Genomic DNA, 17,374 nt, shown 5'->3' on the forward strand with positions numbered 1-17,374 from the left:
TCCTTATGAACAATCAATCGAAGTCGAATTCGTGAACCGGTGTCGGCTGGTAGTCGTTGCGGCAGCGGTACAGCCCGCCATCGGGCTGGCTGTCGGCATACCAGAGCAGTTGTTGAGCGTTGTGCAGGCGGTGCGGACTGATCCACTGGCCGATGCCATAAAGGCTTTCGACGAAGCGGAAAGGGGTATCGCGGTCTCGGGCGTTGGTCACACTGCCAGCGGGTTGCAATTCGCCAAGGGCACCGTAGCCGAGCGGGATCGGAATGATCCAGCCGAGCCCCTTGCGGTCGTGCTGCCATTGGCCGCTGCCTTCCTGCCAGTGCCAGTTGATGCGTGACAGAGACAACCAGGCGTCCAGGCGTGTGGCGTCTGGATGCTGCGCCCGCAAATCCTGGTGGCGCTGTTCCAGCAAGTCGTTGCGTTCCACAAGGGAGAAGCCGGGCAGTAGACGCAGCTTGAGCTGGTTGAACAGCTTTTCTCTGCCCTCGGCATCCCCGGTCAGGGACACGACATAGGGGCGCTGCCGGCTGCGAGTTGCATGCGATTGGATCACGCTGCCGCCGGCGATGCGCATCGCCGCCAGCAGATCGTGCACCTGAGCGGCGATTGCGGGTGCTGCCTGAGTGTCGAGCAATGCCTGGCTCTGTACGGCGAAGACCAGGCTGATGTCGAGATGGATACGGCCTTCTTCGACGATGGCAGCGCTGCCGCCGTCCTTGTCGAGTGGATTGCGAGTCAGGCGGAAGCCGTGGACAAAACCGCTATCCGTTACTTGCTCCTGGTGCGAGTGGGCAACTACACCAACTGCATTGAACTGCAAATCCAGCCCGGCTGTCTGGCTCTTGCGTTCCAGTGCCCACATCAACCCGAGAAATGCAGTGATGGACGGAAAGCCGTGGGTAAGCGGGCTGGATATGGCATTGGCGTTCTGTACCCGCAGGCGTGGCAACACCAGCAGATGCTCGAAGTGAGGGCATTCAGCCATGAGCCGCCTCCTGATTCGTTGTGCCGGTGACCGCGCGACGTTGCATCGGGGCGGGCCATTCCGCGTCGATGAGCGCCTGACGCGCCCAATGGGCGTGCTCGGCATCTCCTACGGGCAGGTCATGTTGCAGCAGGATGGCGTTGAGCCAGTTGCCGAAGCGGTGTGCGATTTCGTCCGGCCAGTCCTTCCATTCCAGCGCTGCGTTGAATTCCTCATCTTCTGTCCTGCACTCGGCTTCTTCACGGAGCGGCAGTTCGGCGCGTTCGGGATCGAGCCAGAGTTGCTCGCACAGCGGCAGGTGGCAGTCCGCATCGCGTGTCCAACCCGGCTGGAACAGTTGCCGGCTGGCGAGCCCGAAGGCGGCCAGGGATTGGCCCAGGGCACGTTCGATGCGTTCGCGCTTGATGCGGGTGTGCATGGTTGGCGCGGGATTGTCTTTCAGCAGTGCCAGCAAGGCATCCAACAATTCAGTGACGCCTTCAAAGCGGCGGAAGCGTGCCAGAGCCGATTCGATAAACAGAAATTGCTGGGGCCGATCCTGATCCCAACGAGGCGGCAGCGAGGCCAGCAAATAGTTGAGTCCGCCGCGTTCACTATTCAGTTGGCTTACATTCTGAGGCTTCGTGCCGCCGAGCTTGCGGGTGGCCAGATTGCGGTAGTCGCGATAGGAAATGTCATGCGCCTTCTTCTCGCGTTGGGCCTGGCGGGCGGCTTTGTTGGTTTCACCGAAGCGTGCGTCGTTGATTTCCTGATGCACGGCATGGGCGAGGCTGCTGGAAAACAATGGTTGCAGCAGATGGAAGCCGTTGTTGTCGGCCGGCTCGCCGGAGACGCACCAATATATCTGTTTGGCCAGGCTATGAGATGCGGGAGCACCAGGTGGGCGGATCAGTCCTTTGAAAGCGTCCGCCCATTGCCGAGCGGTTGCTTCGTCTTCGTGAAGGGCGCGCAGCAGATCGGCATCGTCAGCCTGAAACCAGTCGAGCAGACGGTGACCATCGACTTCCAGTTTGAGGAACTTGTATACGTCCAGCGCGGCAGCGTTGCCGACGATGTCGTCGATATAGTCGTTGCCCAATAGATGGGTGCCGATTTCTTCATGCCGGGGCAGGTTGTCAGGGGTGATGTGCAGGCTGGTGCCGCGGGCATCTGGGTGAGTGGCCTTAAGCACATGGGTGACTGCCTGGATTTGCGTGACCCGTCGTGCAGCATCGGCCAGCCATTCTTGATAGTCGTATTTGGCGGCGATCTGGGCTGTGGCTTCGTTGCTCAGGCCTTTGAGCTTGGCATCTCGGCGATCGGTGATGAAGGTGGTGATAGCTTGCTGGAAAGCTTGCGCGCGTGGGCTAGGTTCGGTCATGTGGAGAATTCCTCATCAATCGGTTTGTAACGTCCATGCACACCGTATTATTTGATTTCTGCGCTACCGTATAGGCAGCTTAGAAACTCACCTACGCCGATGCAGACAACGAGTACAACTTCACTGCCGAATAGACAGCTTAGAAATTGATCTGGGCCTCGATGGCCTTACGCGCCTTCTTCACTGCCGTATAGGCAGCTTAGAAATTGTTGCCTTCGTCTGCGCCTTCGGAGCGGGCCTTTACTGCCGTATAAGCAGCTTAAAAAGGAACAACGAATTCCGCGTCCGTCCCTTTCGCCTTCACTGCCGTATAGGCAGCGCTAGTTGGGGGACATCGCCTTCTGTCTGCTTATTTTCGCTTTCCAAATCCCAGAACGGGGTGATATCTCCACCCTTGTGTGCTGCTTGGCACGCTCACCGTGGTGAAGCGCTCTGCGCAACGCCGCAACGACATGCCTTGTGCTTCAGCCTGTTCGCGCAGCAGCGCCATCAGGTCGTCCTCACCCCAGGCGCCGATGCGCGGGCCGAAGTCGAGTTGCAGGTGCTCGATGCGGCTTTCGGCGCTGGTATAGATCGCCGGTTTGCCGTGGCGTGCTTCCTCGTGAATGAGGTGGAGTTCCAGGTGCTCTTCATCCTCGTCAGGCAGGAACAGCAATTCGTAGTCGCGGTTCGTGTCGTCGCGGAATGGTTGCTGCTGCGGTAGCGCCCAGGTCAGCGCGGCGCGAGGAAATTGCCAAGCGCAAGCCGCATCCAAGTCGAATTCCTGTGGCTTGACGCCTCGCTGGGCTGGCCGGACTTGTGACTCTCGCGGCTTGGGCTGCATTTGCGCGAAAAGCCGGGCATGTTCCAGGTCGACCAGACTGCGCTTGGGCTGCCAGTCCTGCCGGGAGCGCAGCTGGATGCGCGGGCGGGCGGTGATCGTCCGGTACTCGTCTTCGCGCAGCAGGGTGCCGAGGCGATGGCTGGAGAGGCGGAACGGCGCGCCGGCCAGGCCGTGCTCGTCTTCGAAGCCGGGGCGTATGAAGGCTGCGCGCGGGTAGCCATCAGTGCCTCGATCTGCGGAAAAGTGACGCAGATTGGTGTCGAAGACCAGGATGTTGGGCGTCTGGCAGGGCTGGTTTCGGTGGCGCTGGACGCGGCCGGCAAGCTGGATGAGTGCTCGCATCGACGAGGGCTCGGCCACCGCCCAGTCCGCATCCCAGTCGCGGCCGACTTCACAGACGGGCGAAGATAGGACGACGAAGAGATGGTTGCGCTCCGGGAAAGTGTCGATGGCTTTGCGGACGTCTTCCCGCTGATAGACCGCGGCAGGGTCGCGGCGGTCGAAGCAGGCGTCAAGCCGATGTTCGATTGCCGAACGTTGCAGCATCGGAAAGCGTGCGTGATAGACGCACAGATGGATGCGGTAATCCTCTGTTGCGCCCAGGCGCAACAGTTCCTGTGCAACGTCGAACAAAGGCTCGATGTTGGCCATGCGAACCAGTCCGAAGCTGACGCGTTTGCCACTGTGCGGGCAGATTTCAGCATGGCGGTCGTGCGCCACGAGGATGGCGGCCTGCAGTTCCTCGGCAAAGGCGCGGCGTATGGCATGTTCCTGCGTTGCCTCGATACGCAGTGGCAACAGCTCGCCGCAGCGCCTCGGGCCATCCCGCTTGATGGCGCGCTCGAGCGCCGCTACACGGCGCTGTACGAGATCTTGGTGCGCGAGTGCATGGGCCTGTGCGTCATCACAAGAGGCCGTATGCACGCCGAACTCATCCGTCCATAGGCAGGCAATGTCTGGAGCGCGAGATGGTTCTCCGTCCGGGCCGCGGTTGCGCCGATAGTGGATGCGTCCGGCGCGGTAAGCCTGGAACAGGCCGTCGACCAGCGACGGGGGCAAGGTCGCAGACGATAGCAGCACCCGGCTGCCAAGCAGGCCTGCCCAGTAGACAAGACGGGTCAATGCCGGCAGGTCAGCGAGGCCGAAATCGTCCAACTCGTCGATCACCAGATCGCTGCTCATCAAACGCAGCATCGGCGCGATCTGGCGTCCGGCGCGTTGAGCTTCGGTGGCGGGCATCAGGTGGTCGATAGTACAGACCAGCATCGGGGCCGCGAGCAGGGAGCGCACGGTTTCGTCATGCATTGCCCTGGTCAGCAGGGGATGTTCTGCCGGCTGGCCTTCGTAGAGGACATGGCTGTCTTCTTCGAGCAATTGCTGGATCGACGCTGAGCCGCTGTTCTCGGCCTGGGCCTGGTAATACTCGAAGAGTGCCCGGCTGGCACTGCCGCCGACGCGAATGGCCAGTTCATCCTCATCCAGATGCAGGTCTTCGCGGTAACTGCGCCCGGTCTGCAAGGTCAGGGTGCGCAGGCCAAGGGCGAAGGTGGTGCGTATCCCGTGCTGCGGATCGGCCAGGGCATGGAGGATTCGGGCATTGGCCAGAGTCTTGCCGCAGCCGGTGGAGGCCATGTTGACGATGAAGGCGCCATGCCCGGCAGCTTGCTCGCGCAGGCCGCCAGCAGCATCGGCAGCCTTGTCCTGCCAGCGGAAGCGTTCGCTGGCGCTGCGCTTCTTCAGCCCTCGGTGGCGGGCAAGTCGCGGCAGATGTCGTTCGAAGCCGGGTAGCCCGTGACTGATGCTGCCGGCCAGTCGGGCTACGCCCAGCAGATGCTCGTCCAGCGGCTGCTTCAGTTGTCCGGTCTTGTCGGTATTTGCATACAGTGGCCCAGGCACGTCGCCGCGCACACGTTCGTTGGAATCCCTTGCCAGGCTGGAGTAATGGTGGTCGGCCAGCATCAGGCTCAGGCGCGCCAGATGCATGACGTAAGGGTTGTCCAGCCAGTCGCGCTTGTCAGCCTTGCTGTGTAGTGCGAGCAGACGAATGGCCAGTTTTGCCGCCTGTGCCCGCCATTTGGGCAGCAGGACGGGCAGGTCGTGGTCGAATTGCCAGTAGGGGACGATATCGGCTGCACTGGCGTTTTGCCGTATTTCGTTCCAGTCGTGGCCAACGCTGTCGAGCAGGGTCGGCAGTTGTGCGGGATTGAAAGACGGGGATTTCCTGCCCAGCCAGTCCTGAAGGCCGGTCTTGATGTCCTGCACCGGGATCACCGGCAGGCGGTGGTGGGTCAGTACCAGCCAGGCAATGGCGGCAGCCAGTGGCGGGAGATTCTTGAAAGGCGGTGAAGCTGAGTCATCCAGCCCGTCCCGGTGGTAGCGGTCGGCGGCCAACCAACTTGCGTCATCGTCGGCATCGGGTTCGGTCAGGCGCTTCAGCCAGATGGCATCGTCGTCCTTGCCGACGAAAGCGAGGAACAGGCGCAGGGAGACCCATTCGTGACGGTAGAGATTCTTTTCCAGAGTCTGCCGCCGCAAGCGCTGCTGGAATGCCACGCTGGCCTTGCCCAGATCGTGCAGAAGACCGGCCATCTGCGCCAGCAGCTTGATGTCCTCACCACTGTGCCAGTCGTTTTCATCATCCGCGCGCAGTACATTGCGGCGGGTGCCGTTGGTGGGTACCGCACCCTGCGTGTTGAAGCGGCTGGCATCGCCGACGATCCACAGCAGTTCGCTGTGATCCTTGCCGCGAATCCAGTGGCAAGCGACGGCGGTGTTCTTGCGCGCGGTCTTGCGCAACAGCTTGCGCAGGGTGTCCAGGCCGGCCTGGGTGATCGGCGTCTGCCAGGTACGGTCGCCGCGGCGTTCGGCGAACTGGTCGAGGATGCGCCGGCTTTCGGTCAGGGCGCGTTTGTCGCACTGGCTGATGAGCAGGACATTCATGCGCCGACCCGCTCGGCCACCGACTTGAGGGTGTCGATCATGAAATCGAGGGATTCGCTGCGAGTCAGGTTTTCGATGCAGGCCTGGCGGAACTCCTGCTCCTCGTCGCCGCGGACTGCGCTGATGAAAGCCTGGGGCAGGATGGTCGCATCCTTGACCAGGTCGGCGATGTCGAACACCAGCCCGCCGCGCCGGGTCTTGCCGTGCAGCACGGCCAGGCCGTGGGGAATGCCGAGTACCCAGGCGGCGCTGGCGCCGAGGCCATAGGCCAGGTAGTTGCCGTGATCGAGGAAGCGGTTGGCCGGATCGCTGCCGGAGCCGTTCTTGGCGCGGGTGAAATCACCGTAGTTCACCGCGCGCGCGGCGAGGGCAAACAGGTGTTTGCTCAGGCGCGCTTCCTCGGTGAGCAGGAAGGTGTTGTCGGGGGAGGTTTGAATCGCCTCGTAGGAAGCATCGAGTGCTCGCGTTAGGGCGCTGGCATCTACCTCGAATCCGGCGTCACGCAGGCTGCGGCTGTCCAGCCAGGACTCGCGGATGCGTTGCAGGCGGGCCGACTGGAAGGCCTTGGCCGCGTCCAGGCGCTTGCCGTCGTCGAACCAGAACTTCACCCAGCGTTGCAGGTATTCGGTGGGGCGATACTCGCTTTGCGGCGAGAGCCATTCGACTTCGCTGGCGGCAAAGAGCGGCGTGCCACCACCGCCGCAGAAGCCGACCAGTACGCCGGCCTTGGCAAGCTCGCGCATGGCGGCCTGGGTGATGGAGGTGCCGGTACCGAGCAGCAAGGTCGTGGTGTTGGCGATCGGAATGTTCCAGTACAGCGAACGCTTGCCTTCGTCGGTGACGTATTCGACGCGGCCGCCGTTCACCAGTACCCGGCAGTGCTCCAGGTAGTAGAGATTGGCGCGCTTGGAGTGCAGGATGGTCTTGAGGTCCGAGGACGATATTTCATTCATTCCGGATTCAGCGGCTGGAAGATGCGGTTCGCATCGCCATGGAGTATAGAGTGGCCTGGCGGACGTCCAGGGTGCAGGAATTGGCGCTGGCAAGCCGATTCGTTGCTGGCTGGCGAGGCTCCTGCGCACCATCTTCGCGCCTTGCCATGGTGCATCGAACCTCGAAATGCACAAAGATGAGGCTATTGAATACAATTTTTGGTGCAAAAATTGTGTTATCGCATGATGGTGGCTGGGTACAATATCGACTGTTCACTTCAGGATCTTGCCGTGCCAGACACGCCCAAACCGGATGTCGCCGATATCGCCGAGCACATCACGGCGGCCATCATGGAGCACCGCCTGCCCCCCGGCGGCAAGCTCGCGGAAGAAAAACTGGCCACCGCTTTCGGCGTCAGCCGCACCAAGATCCGTCAGGCGCTGACCACCTTGTCGAAGGATGGCCTGGTGCGTCTGCATCCCAACCGCGGCGCCTTCGTCACCCGCCCCAGCGTGCAGGAAGCGCGCGACCTGTTTGCCACCCGGCGCCTGCTGGAGCCGGAGATCATCCGTAGCGTGATTGCGCGCGCCAGTGCGGACGATCTACGCCGGCTGCATGAGCACCTGGCGGCCGAGGACGCCATGCGCAGCCACGGCGAGCGCCGCGCGCTGATCAAGCTGACCGGTGAATTCCACATGCTGCTGGCGGAGCTGGCCGGCAACGCCTTCATCAGCAAGCTGATGAATGAGCTGTGTCCGTTTACCTGCCTGATCATCGCGCTGTACGACAGTCCCAAGACCGCCACTTGCCCTGACCACGAGCATGCGGAAATCGTCAGGGCGATCGAGGAGAAGCGCACCGACGATGCGATCCGCATCATGCTGGCGCACCTCGATCACATCGAGCGTGAACTGCAACTGGCGCAAAAGGCCAAGCAGTCCATCCCATGGACGGAAATGCTGTCGTGATTTCCGCGAGTGCCGGCGGCTGCGCGTCACGCCGTGGCGGACATGGGAGATCAACCCGGCCTCGCCGGGTTTTTTTATGTCTGCGCCAGATGCGGGCGTGAATCTGGCAAGAGTTTTGCTTAAAGAAGTGCACGAAAAGTTGTTTTTATTTTTGTATGCAATCCGTTGAACATGCCCTATATTGGACATGCCTTCTCCCTCCTCAAGGAGTCTTGCCATGCTGAAGAAGATGTTCTCCCGCACCTTGCTGTGCACCGCCATCGCCACCACCGGGCTGATCGGTGCCGGCATCGCGTCGGCTGCCCAAACCTTGCGCATCGTCGGCAACTTCCCCAACGACCATACCAGTTCGGTGGCGATGGAGCAGTTCAAGGCCGAAGTGGAAAAGAACAGCAAGGGCGAATTGAAGGTCGCCGTGTTTCCGGCGATGCAACTGGGCGGTGCGCAGGAGAACGTCGACCAGGTGCGCTCCGGCGCGGTGTTCCTGACCTGGATTTCCACCGCCTACCTGTCGCGCACGGTGCCGGAACTGTCGGTGCTGTCGCTGCCGTTCCGGTTCGAGAGCCGCGAACAGGCTTTCGGCGTCATCGATGGTCCGGTGGGCGAGCAGATATCCGCCAAACTGGCCGACAAGGGTTTTGCCGCGCTCGGCTACATGGAGCTGGGTTCGCGCCATCTGACCAACAACGTGCGTCCGGTGAAGAGCCTGGCCGACCTCAAGGGCCTGAAGATCCGCCTGCAGCCGGACGAAACGCACCTGAGCACCTTCCGCGCGATGGGCGCCAACCCGGTCACGATGGACATCAAGGAGGTGTACTCGGCGCTGCAGCAAGGGGTGCTCGACGGCCAGGAGAACCCCTATGCCGTCACCCGCGACCGCAACTTCAACCAGGTGCAGAAGTATGTGTCGGACACCGGCCATTTCTTCGATTTCGTCGTCGTCGCCGCCAACAAGAAGAAGCTGGACGGCCTGTCGCCGGAACTGCGCCAGGTGGTGATCGACGCGATCGGCAATGCCGTCGCCTCGCAACGCGCCAACGCCGCCAGCGAAGACGCCAAGGCGCTGGCCGATCTGCAGGCGCGCGGCGTGCAGTTCGACGCGGTGACGCCGGAGTTCCGCGAGGCGATGAAGCAGGCCACCGCCGGCATCGTCGATACCGTCAAGGCCAAGGCCGGCGCCGAACTGGTCGATGCCGTGCTGAACGCGACGCGCTGAGCGCCCCGCCCCGACAGGAGAGTCCGCCATGAGCCAAGCCCTGAAACAGGCGCTCGACGGCCTGGATGCGGTATCGCGCTGGGCCATCGTCAGCTGCATGATCGTGATGATCGGGGTGGTCTCCACCCAGGTGCTGCTGCGCTATGCGTTTTCATATTCGCTCGACTGGGCGGAAGAGGTCTCGCGCCTGACCTTCGTCTGGTCGGTGTTCATGGCCATTGCCCATGGCGTGAAGCTCTCCGCGCACGTCGGCATCGACGTGGTCGCGCGGCGCTTTCCGGCATGGCTGCAGCGCGCGCTGCAACCGGTGGTGCGCCTCGTCAGCGGCCTGCTGATGTCGGTTGTCGCGGTGCAGGCGGCGCTGGCCGCACGCGATACCTGGGACCAGATGATGCCCACGCTCGACCTGTCCACCGGCTGGTTCTATCTGGCCGTCACCGTCGGCTGCGCGCATTCCGCGCTGCACCTGTTCGACCAGCTGCTACGCAGCGCCAGGCCCGCCGCTCCCGTGGAGGAAGCCGCATGACCACCGTTGCCATTACCGGCTTCTTCCTGCTGGCGCTGCTGGGCATGCCGCTGGCGTTCGCGCTGGGCATCGCCGCCTTTGCCGGCATGAGCGCCGGCGACGTGGAGTGGGCGGTGTTCCCGCAGCGCATGATGTACGCGCTGAACTCCTTTCCGCTGCTCGCCATTCCCTGCTTCATGGTGGCCGGTGAACTGATGGTGGCCGGCGGCATCATGGAGCGTCTGATCGCGCTGGCCAATGCCGTGGTCGGCCGCGTGCGCGGCGGGCTGGCGCACGTCACCATCCTGTCGTCGGCGTCGCTGGCGGCGGTGTCGGGCACCGCGGTGGCCGACGCCACCGCGCTCACCAGCACCATGATGCCGACCATGGCCAAGCATTACGACAAGCGCTTCGGCGCGGCGCTGATCGCGGCCTCGGCCAACCTGGGCGCGATCCTGCCGCCCAGCGCCGCGATGATCGTGTATTGCTACATGGCGGGGCCGATCATCTCGGTCGGCGCGCTGTTCATGGCCGGCGTGGTGCCGGGGCTGCTGCTGATCGTGATGCTGATGCTCTACGCCTCGTACTACGCGCGGCGCAAGGGCTATCCGGCCACCGGCGAGGCCTTCGACCTGCGCCGCTTCCTCACCACCCTGCGCTCGTCGCTGTTCGTCGTGGCGATGCCCTTCGTCGTCATCGGCGGCATCGTCGCCGGGGTGTTCACCGCCACCGAGGGCTCGGCGGTCGCCGTCGTGTATGCCTTGCTGATCGGCTTGTTCATCACCCGCCGCATCAGCCTGCGCGACCTGCCGCACATCATGTTCCGCGCCGCGATCACCACCGGCATCGTCGGCGCGCTGATCGCCTTCGCCTCGGCGGTGACTTATCTGCTCACCATCGACATGCTGCCGATGATGCTGGCGGAATTCGTCCAGGGCCTGACCTCGGAGCCGATGGTGTTCATCCTGCTGGTGATGGTGCTGCTGGTGGTCGCCGGCATGTTCCTGGAGTCGAACGCCGCCTACATCATGCTGGTGCCGCTGCTTGCGCCGATCGCCACCGCCTACGGCATCGACCCGCTGTACTTCGGTTTCCTGTTCGTGCTCAACCTGATCATCGGCATGCTGACGCCGCCGGTCGGCGTGCTGCTGTTCGTCGTCAGCAGCGCGGCGCGCGTGCCCATCAACCAGCTCACCGTATCGGTGCTGCCGCTGATCGGCCTGCAGTTCCTGCTGCTGGCGCTGTGCATCGCCTTCCCGCCGCTGGTCACCGCGCTGCCGCGCGCGCTGGGCTACTGAGCATGCGGCCGGATTCCGCATGCAGGATCTGCAGGAGAACTTCATGAGTGTTTTCGATCTGGTCATCCGCAACGCGCGCTGCGCTACCGCCGCCGATGTCTTCGAAGCCGACATCGGCATCCGCGACGGCCGCATCGCGGCGCTGGGCCGGGCGCTGGCCGCCGGCCGCGAGGAAATCGACGCCGCCGGCCGCTGGGTGCTGCCGGGCGGCATCGACGGCCATTGCCACTTCGACCAGCCCACCGGCGACGGTACCCGCATGGCGGACGACTTTCTCACCGGTACGCGCTCGGCCGCCTGCGGCGGCACCACCACCATCATTCCGTTCGCCTGCCAGCAGCGCGGCCACAGCCTGCGCGAGGCGGTCGACGACTATCACCGCCGCGCCGACGGCAAGGCCAGTGTGGACTATGCCTTCCACCTGATCGTTTCCGACCCCACGCCGCAGGTGCTGGCCGAGGAGCTGCCGGCGCTGATCCGCGAAGGCTACAGCTCGTTCAAGATCTACATGACCTACGACGACCTGAAGCTCGACGACCGCCAGATCATCGACGTGCTGGCGGTCGCGCGCGAGCACGGCGCGATGGTGATGATGCACGCCGAGAATGCAGACTGCATCGCCTGGCTGACCGAGCGCCTGCTCGCGGCCGGCCGCAGCGCACCGCGCTACCATGCCGAAGCGCGGCCGATGCTGGTGGAGCGCGAGGCCACCCATCGCGCCATCAGTTACGCCCAGCTCGTCGACGTGCCGATCCTGATCGTGCACGTTTCCGGCCGCGAGGCGATGGAACAGATCCGCTGGGCGCAGGGGCGCGGCATGCGCATCTACGGCGAAACCTGCCCGCAATACCTGTTCCTGTCCGCCGAGGATCTCGGCATCGATGACAGCGAAGCCGCACACCGCCGCGGCAGCATGTGCATCTGCAGCCCGCCGCCGCGCGACAAGGGCAACCAGGAAGCGATCTGGGACGGTCTGGAAAATGGCGTGTTTCAGGTGTTCTCGTCGGACCACGCACCTTTTTCCATCGACGATCCGCAGGGCAAGCAGGCCGCCGGCGCCAAGGCCAGTTTCGACAAGATCCCCAACGGCATCCCCGGCGTCGAAACCCGGCTGCCGCTGTTGTTCTCGCACGGCGTGCAGAGCGGCCGGCTGGACATCTGCCAGTTCGTCGCGCTCACCGCCACCAACGTCGCCAAGACCTACGGCCTGTACCCGCGCAAGGGCTCCATCGCCGTCGGCAGTGATGCCGACCTCGTGATCTGGGACACTCACGCGCCGCGCCCGATCCGCAACGCCGAACTGCACCATGCCGTCGATTACACGCCATACGAAGGCATCGCGGTCACCGCCTGGCCGGCATTGACCCTGGTGCGCGGCCGGACGGTGTGGCGCGACGGCGAATTCCTCGGCCGCCCCGGCCAGGGGCAGTTCCAGCCCTGCGGCCTGCCGGCCCCTGCGCGTCCGAAGACGCGGGGCAAGAACACATGAGCACACATCCGCTCAGCGAAGCGCTGATCACCGCCTGGCTCAGCGGCGCGCCGCTCACCGAGGCCCGGGCGCGTGCGCTGGCGCCGGCGGACGACACCACCGCCTATCTGGTGCAGCAGCAGACGGGCAGCGCGCTGGGCTGGTTCGCCGATGGCCGTCCGCGGGCGTGGAAGATCGGCGCCGGCAGCCGCAGCGCGCAACCGACCTCGTCTCCGATTGCCGACGGCGCCATCCTGCACACCGGCGGCCTGCCTTTCCGCTTTGCAGCCACGCGCGCCCATACATTGATCGGCGTGGAAGTGGAGCTGGTGGTGCAGCTTGCCCGGCCCCTGCCGCCGGACGCCGATGCCGCGGCGGTGAGCGCGGCCATCGGCACGGTGTTCGCCGCGATCGAGATATGCGACATCCGCGCCATCGGCGAAAACCTGCCAGCCACCTTCTATTTGGCCGACCTGCAGAACAACCACTGCCTGATCATCGGCGAACGGCGCGACGGCGGCTGGCGCGACAGCGATGGCGCGGGGGAAGTCGTCGTCACCCTCAACGGCGCCGAATACAAACGCCAGCGCGGCGGCCATCCGCTCGGCGACCCGCTCCATTTGCTGCCCTGGCTCAACCGGCACGCACAGCGGCAGTACGGCAGCACGCTGCAGGCCGGCGACCTCGTCACCACCGGCACCTGGACTGGCCTGTACCCCGCGCGCGCCGGCGACCGCCTGTGCGCCCGCTATGCGGACGTCGGCCGTGTCGCGATCGACGTGATCTGATCACGGGTGGTGCGCCACCCGTCCCGTTCCAGCCGACCCTTTTTTCGGAGACCCTTCCATGCGCTTGCTCGTCATCAATCCCAATACCTCGCAAAGCGTCACCGACAAGATCGAAGCCGTCGCCCGCCCAGCGGCCGCGCCCGGCACCGAGCTGAGTTTCGTCACCGCGTCCTATGGCGTGCCCTACATCGCCACCCGCGCCGAAGCCATCATCGGCGGCCGCGTGGTGCTGGAAGTGATGGCCGAACGCGCCGGCAGCTATGACGCAGTCGTGGTTGCCGCCTTTGGCGACCCCGGCCTCGGCGGCGCGCGCGAGCTGTTCGACGTGCCGGTGGTCGGACTGGCCGAAGCGGCGATGCTGATGGCGCTGCCGCTGGGACGGCGCTTCTCCATCGTTTCCTTCTCCAGCCGGCTGGAGCCGTGGTACCGCGAATGCGTGGAATGGCAGGGCCTGCAGGGGCGGCTCGCCAGCATCCGCATGCTCGACGCCAAGGTTGCCGACGTCGGCCGCGTGCAGCAGGAGAACGAAGACCTGCTGGTGGCACTGGCGCAACGGGCGGCAGATGAAGACGGCGCCGAGGTGGTGATCCTCGCCGGCGCGCCGCTGGCCGGGCTGGCGTCGCGCGTACACGATCGCGTCAGCGTGCCGCTGGTGGAAAGCGTCGCCGCCAGCATCAAGGTGGCCGAAGCCCTGGTCACGCTGCAGCCGCGCAAGGCCAGCAGCGGCTCCTTCTCGCTGCCGCCATCGAAACCGTCCAGTGGTCTGCCCGCCGCGCTCGAACGCGCCATCGCCCACGGTGCCTGAACCCGGGCGGCTGCCCGCGGGACACGAAAACGCCCGGCGCATGCCTGCCCGGGCGTCGATGCGGTGACCCGTTCGATGTCGGGTCAGGGCCGGATGATGCGGCCCGCTCCGCTCAGCAAATGCACTCCCACAAGCTCTGCTGGTCCTCGAACTGATCAAGCTCCAGCCCCTTGAAGTCGCTGCGCGACACGATGCCGACGACCTTGCCGTCCGCGGTGACCGGCAGGTGGCGGTAGCCGCCGTCGCACATCATGTGCAGCGCATCGATCGCCTTGAGATCCGGGGTGATGGTATCCGGCTTGGCGGTCATAACTTCGGCTAATGGCACATCGGCTGGATTACCGCCGCGGGCGATTGCCTGCACCGCGTCGCGGCCGGTGAAGATGCCTTCCAGCCGGGTGTTTGCGTCGGTGACCAGCACTGCGCCCACGTTACGCTCGCACATGCGCTGACAGGCGGTCTGCACGGTGTCGGTCGGGCGCAGCATCAAGGGATTCTGGTCCTTGACGATGAAGGAGATGTCGCGGTTTGTCATGTCTCGCTCCCGTATTGATGTTGTGATGAGAACCTGGTCACACTCTAGGCCGGAAGCCGTTTGACAATCTTGACATTTGGCAAGCATTGCGCAGATGCCTGCCCGGGGCGCTTGTGCAGGCTGTAAACGGCGGCGGGGGCGTGGATTCACGCCCCCGCCGGTTTCCATGATGGTGCCGCTTACTGCACCGGCTCCCACTTGCCGTTGGCGTAGTTGTAGAGGCTGACGCCGCCTTCCTTGATGTCGCCCTTGGCGTCGAAGGCGATGTGGCCGGTGACGCCCTGGAAGTCGATCTTTTGCAGGGCGGGCAGGTATTTCGCCGGATCGGTCGAGTCGGCGGCCTTCATGCCTTCGATCAGCGCGGTGGCGGCGTCGTAGGCGTAGGGGGCGTAGACCAGCACGTCGGCGTTGAAGCGCTGCCTGAAGCGGGACAGGAACTCTTCGCCGCTGGGCATCTGCGTCAGTGGGATGCCGGCCTGGGTGCAGAAGACCTTCTCGTTCATGGCGTCGCCGGCGAGCTTGAGCATTTCGCTGGTGCAGTTGCCGTCGCCGCCGAGGAAGGTGGCGGGGATGCCGAGCTGGCGCAACTGGCGCAGCATCGGCGCGCCTTGCGAATCCATGCCGCCGTAGAAGATGGCCTCGGGCGAACGGGCCTTGATCTTGGTGAGGATGGCGGTGAAGTCGGTGGCCTTGTCGTTGGTGAACTCGCGGCCGACGATTTCGCCGCCGAGCTTCTTGATGCTTTCGGCGAAGGAGTCGGCGAGGCCCTGGCCGTAGGCGGTGCGATCGTCGATGACGGCGAATTTCTTTACCTTCAGCGTCTCGATCGCGTACTTGGCCATGGCTTCGCCCTGCTGCAGGTCGTTGGCGATGACGCGGTAGGTGACCTTGTAGTTCTGCTGGGTGAGCTTGGGGCTGGTCGACGACGGCGTGATCACCGGCACGCCGGCCTGCTCATACACGCGCGAAGCGGGAATCGAGGCGCCCGAGGTGGTGTGGCCGACCACGCCCTTGACGCCGGCGTCGGTCAGGCGCTGTGCCGCGGTGGTGGCGGTGCGCGGGTCGCCCTGGTCGTCTTCGCTGAGGAGTTCGAACTTGACGGTCTGGCCGCCGATGACCAGGCCTTTGGCGTTGGCGTCTTCGAGCGCAAGGCGGGCGCCGTTCTCGCCGTCCTTGCCGAAGTGGGCGATCGGGCCGGTCAGCGGGCCGGCGTGGCCGATCTTGACGACGGTCTGCGCCTGGGCGGCAAAGCCGGCGCCGACCAGGGCAAGTGCGAGCAGAGTCTTCTTCATGTGCGTCTCCGGAAGGTGCATAGTTTGCAAAGAGTCATTGCAAGGGCGTTGCAAATCCATGGTGGATGGCAGATTCTAGCCCAGTGGCCTGTCGTCGGCAGGCCGGGCAAACCCTTGAGGAATCGATGACATGAAACGCTTGCTTGCCTGGCTGTGCGCCGTGCTGTCGGCAATCGGCATCACTGCCTGCGATTACTTCAATCTGCGCGAGCTCAAGCCTGGGGAATCGACGGCGGCGGAGGTGCGCGAACGTTTCGGCCCGCCGCAGATGGAGTGGCGCAACGACGATGGCTCGGTGACCTGGGAATTCACCCGCCAGCCCGAAGGCACCGAGTGCTTCATGATCACGATCGGTCCGGACGAGATACTGCGCAGCGTTGAACAGGTGCTCAACGAACAGAACTTCGCCCGCGTGGTCAACGGCATGAGCGGCGACGAAGTGCGTCGCCTGCTGGGCAAGCCGGCGCGCAGCCAGTTCTTCCGCCTGAAACGGGAAACCGTGTGGGAGTGGAAGATTTCCAACGGCCCCGATGGCACGAGCGACCCGGTGTTCTTCACCGTGTCCTTCAATACCGACAGCAGGGTTACCGGCACGGGCCGCTACACGCAATATCGACGTTGAATGGAGGCTGTCATGAGCCAGACCGCTATTCGGACTGCGACCTCGTTCCCGATGCGCTGGCTGCGCGGGATGGGGCTGCTGCTGATGTTTGCAGGGGCGCTGCAGCTTGCGGGCTGCGCGACTTTCGAGCCGCCCCGTCCCTTCACCACCGAGGCCGAGGCGCTGGCCGCCAAGGGCGAGCCGAGCCGGCGCTGGCAGAACGACGATGGCACGACCACGCTGGAATACGCCACCCAGCCCTACGGCCATACCTGCCTGATGGTGCAGGTCGACCAGGGCGGCATGGTGTTGCGGCAGTGGGACGCGCTCGAAAGCGAGAACCTGGTGCGGGTGCAGAAGGGCATGACGCAGGAGGAAGTCGAGCGCATGCTCGGCCAGTATCGCTCGGTGCAGACCTTCAAGCTGTCGGGCGAGGAAGTGTGGGACTGGAACATCCGCAACAGTGGTCCGGGCGTCGCCACGCGCTTCAACGTGCATTTCATCGACGGCAAGGTGGTGCGCACCAGCCAGACCTATGTGTATCCGCGTGACGGATGGGCGGTCAACGGCTATTGGGGCTACGGCCGGCCGTATTACGGCTACCCCTATTACCGCCATCCGTTTTTCGCGCCTCATCCCTTTCACCCGTACTGGTGGTAGCCGGGCCGTGCCAGGCTGGGCGGTGTTAACCCAGGCCGCGTCAGGCCGCTATTGGCAAGCCCTGGCGTGAGCCGATACAATCGCTCCCCTGCCGAGGAGCGCTGCGACCCCGCCTGATTCTGCGAGGGCCAGGCTCGGCAACCGATCAACGGCGCTCACAAACCTTCTGCCGGTTTGTGGCGCCGTCTGCTTTCGTA

General features: G+C 64.4%; 15 protein-coding genes and 1 riboswitch. Of the genes, 9 read left to right on the forward strand and 6 right to left on the reverse strand.

The features are described 5' to 3' along the window. Positions 1–13: 13 nt before the first annotated feature. The 4 genes from csy2 to cas1f form a co-directional block, all read right to left on the reverse strand. Positions 14–985 carry a type I-F CRISPR-associated protein Csy2 gene (gene csy2, locus NX068_RS06210; protein WP_263460419.1) on the reverse strand — a complete coding sequence of 324 codons (972 nt, stop codon included), beginning with the start codon at positions 983–985 and terminating at the stop codon, positions 14–16. Next, a complete protein-coding gene (csy1, locus tag NX068_RS06215) occupies positions 978–2,345 on the reverse strand; it encodes a type I-F CRISPR-associated protein Csy1 (protein ID WP_263460420.1) in 1,368 nt (455 codons plus the stop codon). Before csy1 ends, csy2 begins: the two co-directional genes overlap by 8 nt. 349 nt (positions 2,346–2,694) lie before the next feature. Then, positions 2,695–6,108 carry a type I-F CRISPR-associated helicase Cas3f gene (gene cas3f, locus NX068_RS06220; RefSeq protein ID WP_263460421.1) on the reverse strand — a complete coding sequence of 1,138 codons (3,414 nt, stop codon included), beginning with the start codon at positions 6,106–6,108 and terminating at the stop codon, positions 2,695–2,697. Further along, the gene (gene cas1f / locus NX068_RS06225; protein WP_263460422.1) at positions 6,105–7,061 is read right to left on the reverse strand and encodes a type I-F CRISPR-associated endonuclease Cas1f; all 957 of its coding nucleotides are present in this window, start codon (positions 7,059–7,061) and stop codon (positions 6,105–6,107) included. The genes cas3f and cas1f overlap by 4 nt, the downstream gene beginning before the upstream one ends. 270 nt (positions 7,062–7,331) lie before the next feature. Here cas1f and NX068_RS06230 point away from each other — a divergent pair, with 270 nt between their 5' ends. The 7 genes from NX068_RS06230 (at position 7,332) to NX068_RS06260 (ending at position 14,089) form a co-directional block, all read left to right on the forward strand. Next, on the forward strand, positions 7,332–8,009 hold the full coding sequence (locus NX068_RS06230) for a GntR family transcriptional regulator (RefSeq protein WP_263460423.1): 678 nt from the start codon (positions 7,332–7,334) through the stop codon (positions 8,007–8,009). Positions 8,010–8,226: 217 nt separating this feature from the next. Continuing rightward, positions 8,227–9,225: a TRAP transporter substrate-binding protein gene (locus NX068_RS06235; RefSeq protein WP_263460424.1), complete on the forward strand. Its 999-nt coding sequence runs from the start codon at positions 8,227–8,229 to the stop codon at positions 9,223–9,225. A 28-nt stretch (positions 9,226–9,253) separates the two neighbouring features. Continuing rightward, positions 9,254–9,751, forward strand: a complete 498-nt coding sequence (locus NX068_RS06240) for a TRAP transporter small permease (RefSeq protein WP_263460425.1) — start codon at positions 9,254–9,256, stop codon at positions 9,749–9,751. Continuing rightward, positions 9,748–11,028 carry a TRAP transporter large permease gene (locus NX068_RS06245; protein WP_263460426.1) on the forward strand — a complete coding sequence of 427 codons (1,281 nt, stop codon included), beginning with the start codon at positions 9,748–9,750 and terminating at the stop codon, positions 11,026–11,028. The genes NX068_RS06240 and NX068_RS06245 overlap by 4 nt, the downstream gene beginning before the upstream one ends. A gap of 43 nt (positions 11,029–11,071) precedes the next feature. Next, complete coding sequence (gene hydA, locus NX068_RS06250) at positions 11,072–12,517, forward strand: dihydropyrimidinase (RefSeq protein ID WP_263460427.1); 1,446 nt, start codon at positions 11,072–11,074, stop codon at positions 12,515–12,517. Further along, entirely contained in the window at positions 12,514–13,284 is a 771-nt protein-coding gene (locus NX068_RS06255; protein WP_263460428.1) for a fumarylacetoacetate hydrolase family protein, read from the forward strand. The genes hydA and NX068_RS06255 overlap by 4 nt, the downstream gene beginning before the upstream one ends. A gap of 58 nt (positions 13,285–13,342) precedes the next feature. Beyond that, a complete protein-coding gene (locus NX068_RS06260) occupies positions 13,343–14,089 on the forward strand; it encodes an aspartate/glutamate racemase family protein (RefSeq protein WP_263460429.1) in 747 nt (248 codons plus the stop codon). A gap of 112 nt (positions 14,090–14,201) precedes the next feature. Here NX068_RS06260 and NX068_RS06265 read toward each other — a convergent pair whose 3' ends face one another. Both NX068_RS06265 and NX068_RS06270 read right to left on the reverse strand, forming a co-directional pair. Beyond that, positions 14,202–14,624 (reverse strand): CBS domain-containing protein, encoded by a 423-nt coding sequence (locus NX068_RS06265; RefSeq protein WP_263460430.1) that lies wholly within the window; start codon positions 14,622–14,624, stop codon positions 14,202–14,204. Between the two features lie 179 nt (positions 14,625–14,803). Next, a complete protein-coding gene (locus tag NX068_RS06270) occupies positions 14,804–15,916 on the reverse strand; it encodes a branched-chain amino acid ABC transporter substrate-binding protein (RefSeq protein WP_263460431.1) in 1,113 nt (370 codons plus the stop codon). Positions 15,917–16,046: 130 nt separating this feature from the next. Here NX068_RS06270 and NX068_RS06275 point away from each other — a divergent pair, with 130 nt between their 5' ends. Further along, positions 16,047–16,538 (forward strand): hypothetical protein, encoded by a 492-nt coding sequence (locus NX068_RS06275; protein ID WP_263460432.1) that lies wholly within the window; start codon positions 16,047–16,049, stop codon positions 16,536–16,538. Between the two features lie 51 nt (positions 16,539–16,589). After that, positions 16,590–17,177: an outer membrane protein assembly factor BamE gene (locus NX068_RS06280; protein WP_263460637.1), complete on the forward strand. Its 588-nt coding sequence runs from the start codon at positions 16,590–16,592 to the stop codon at positions 17,175–17,177. A gap of 87 nt (positions 17,178–17,264) precedes the next feature. Further along, positions 17,265–17,341, forward strand: a riboswitch (S-adenosyl-L-homocysteine riboswitch). Positions 17,342–17,374 lie beyond the last annotated feature (33 nt).

Source organism: Thauera carbonicopians (assembly GCF_025699485.1).
In the GTDB taxonomy this organism is placed as follows: Bacteria; Pseudomonadota; Gammaproteobacteria; order Burkholderiales; family Rhodocyclaceae; genus Thauera.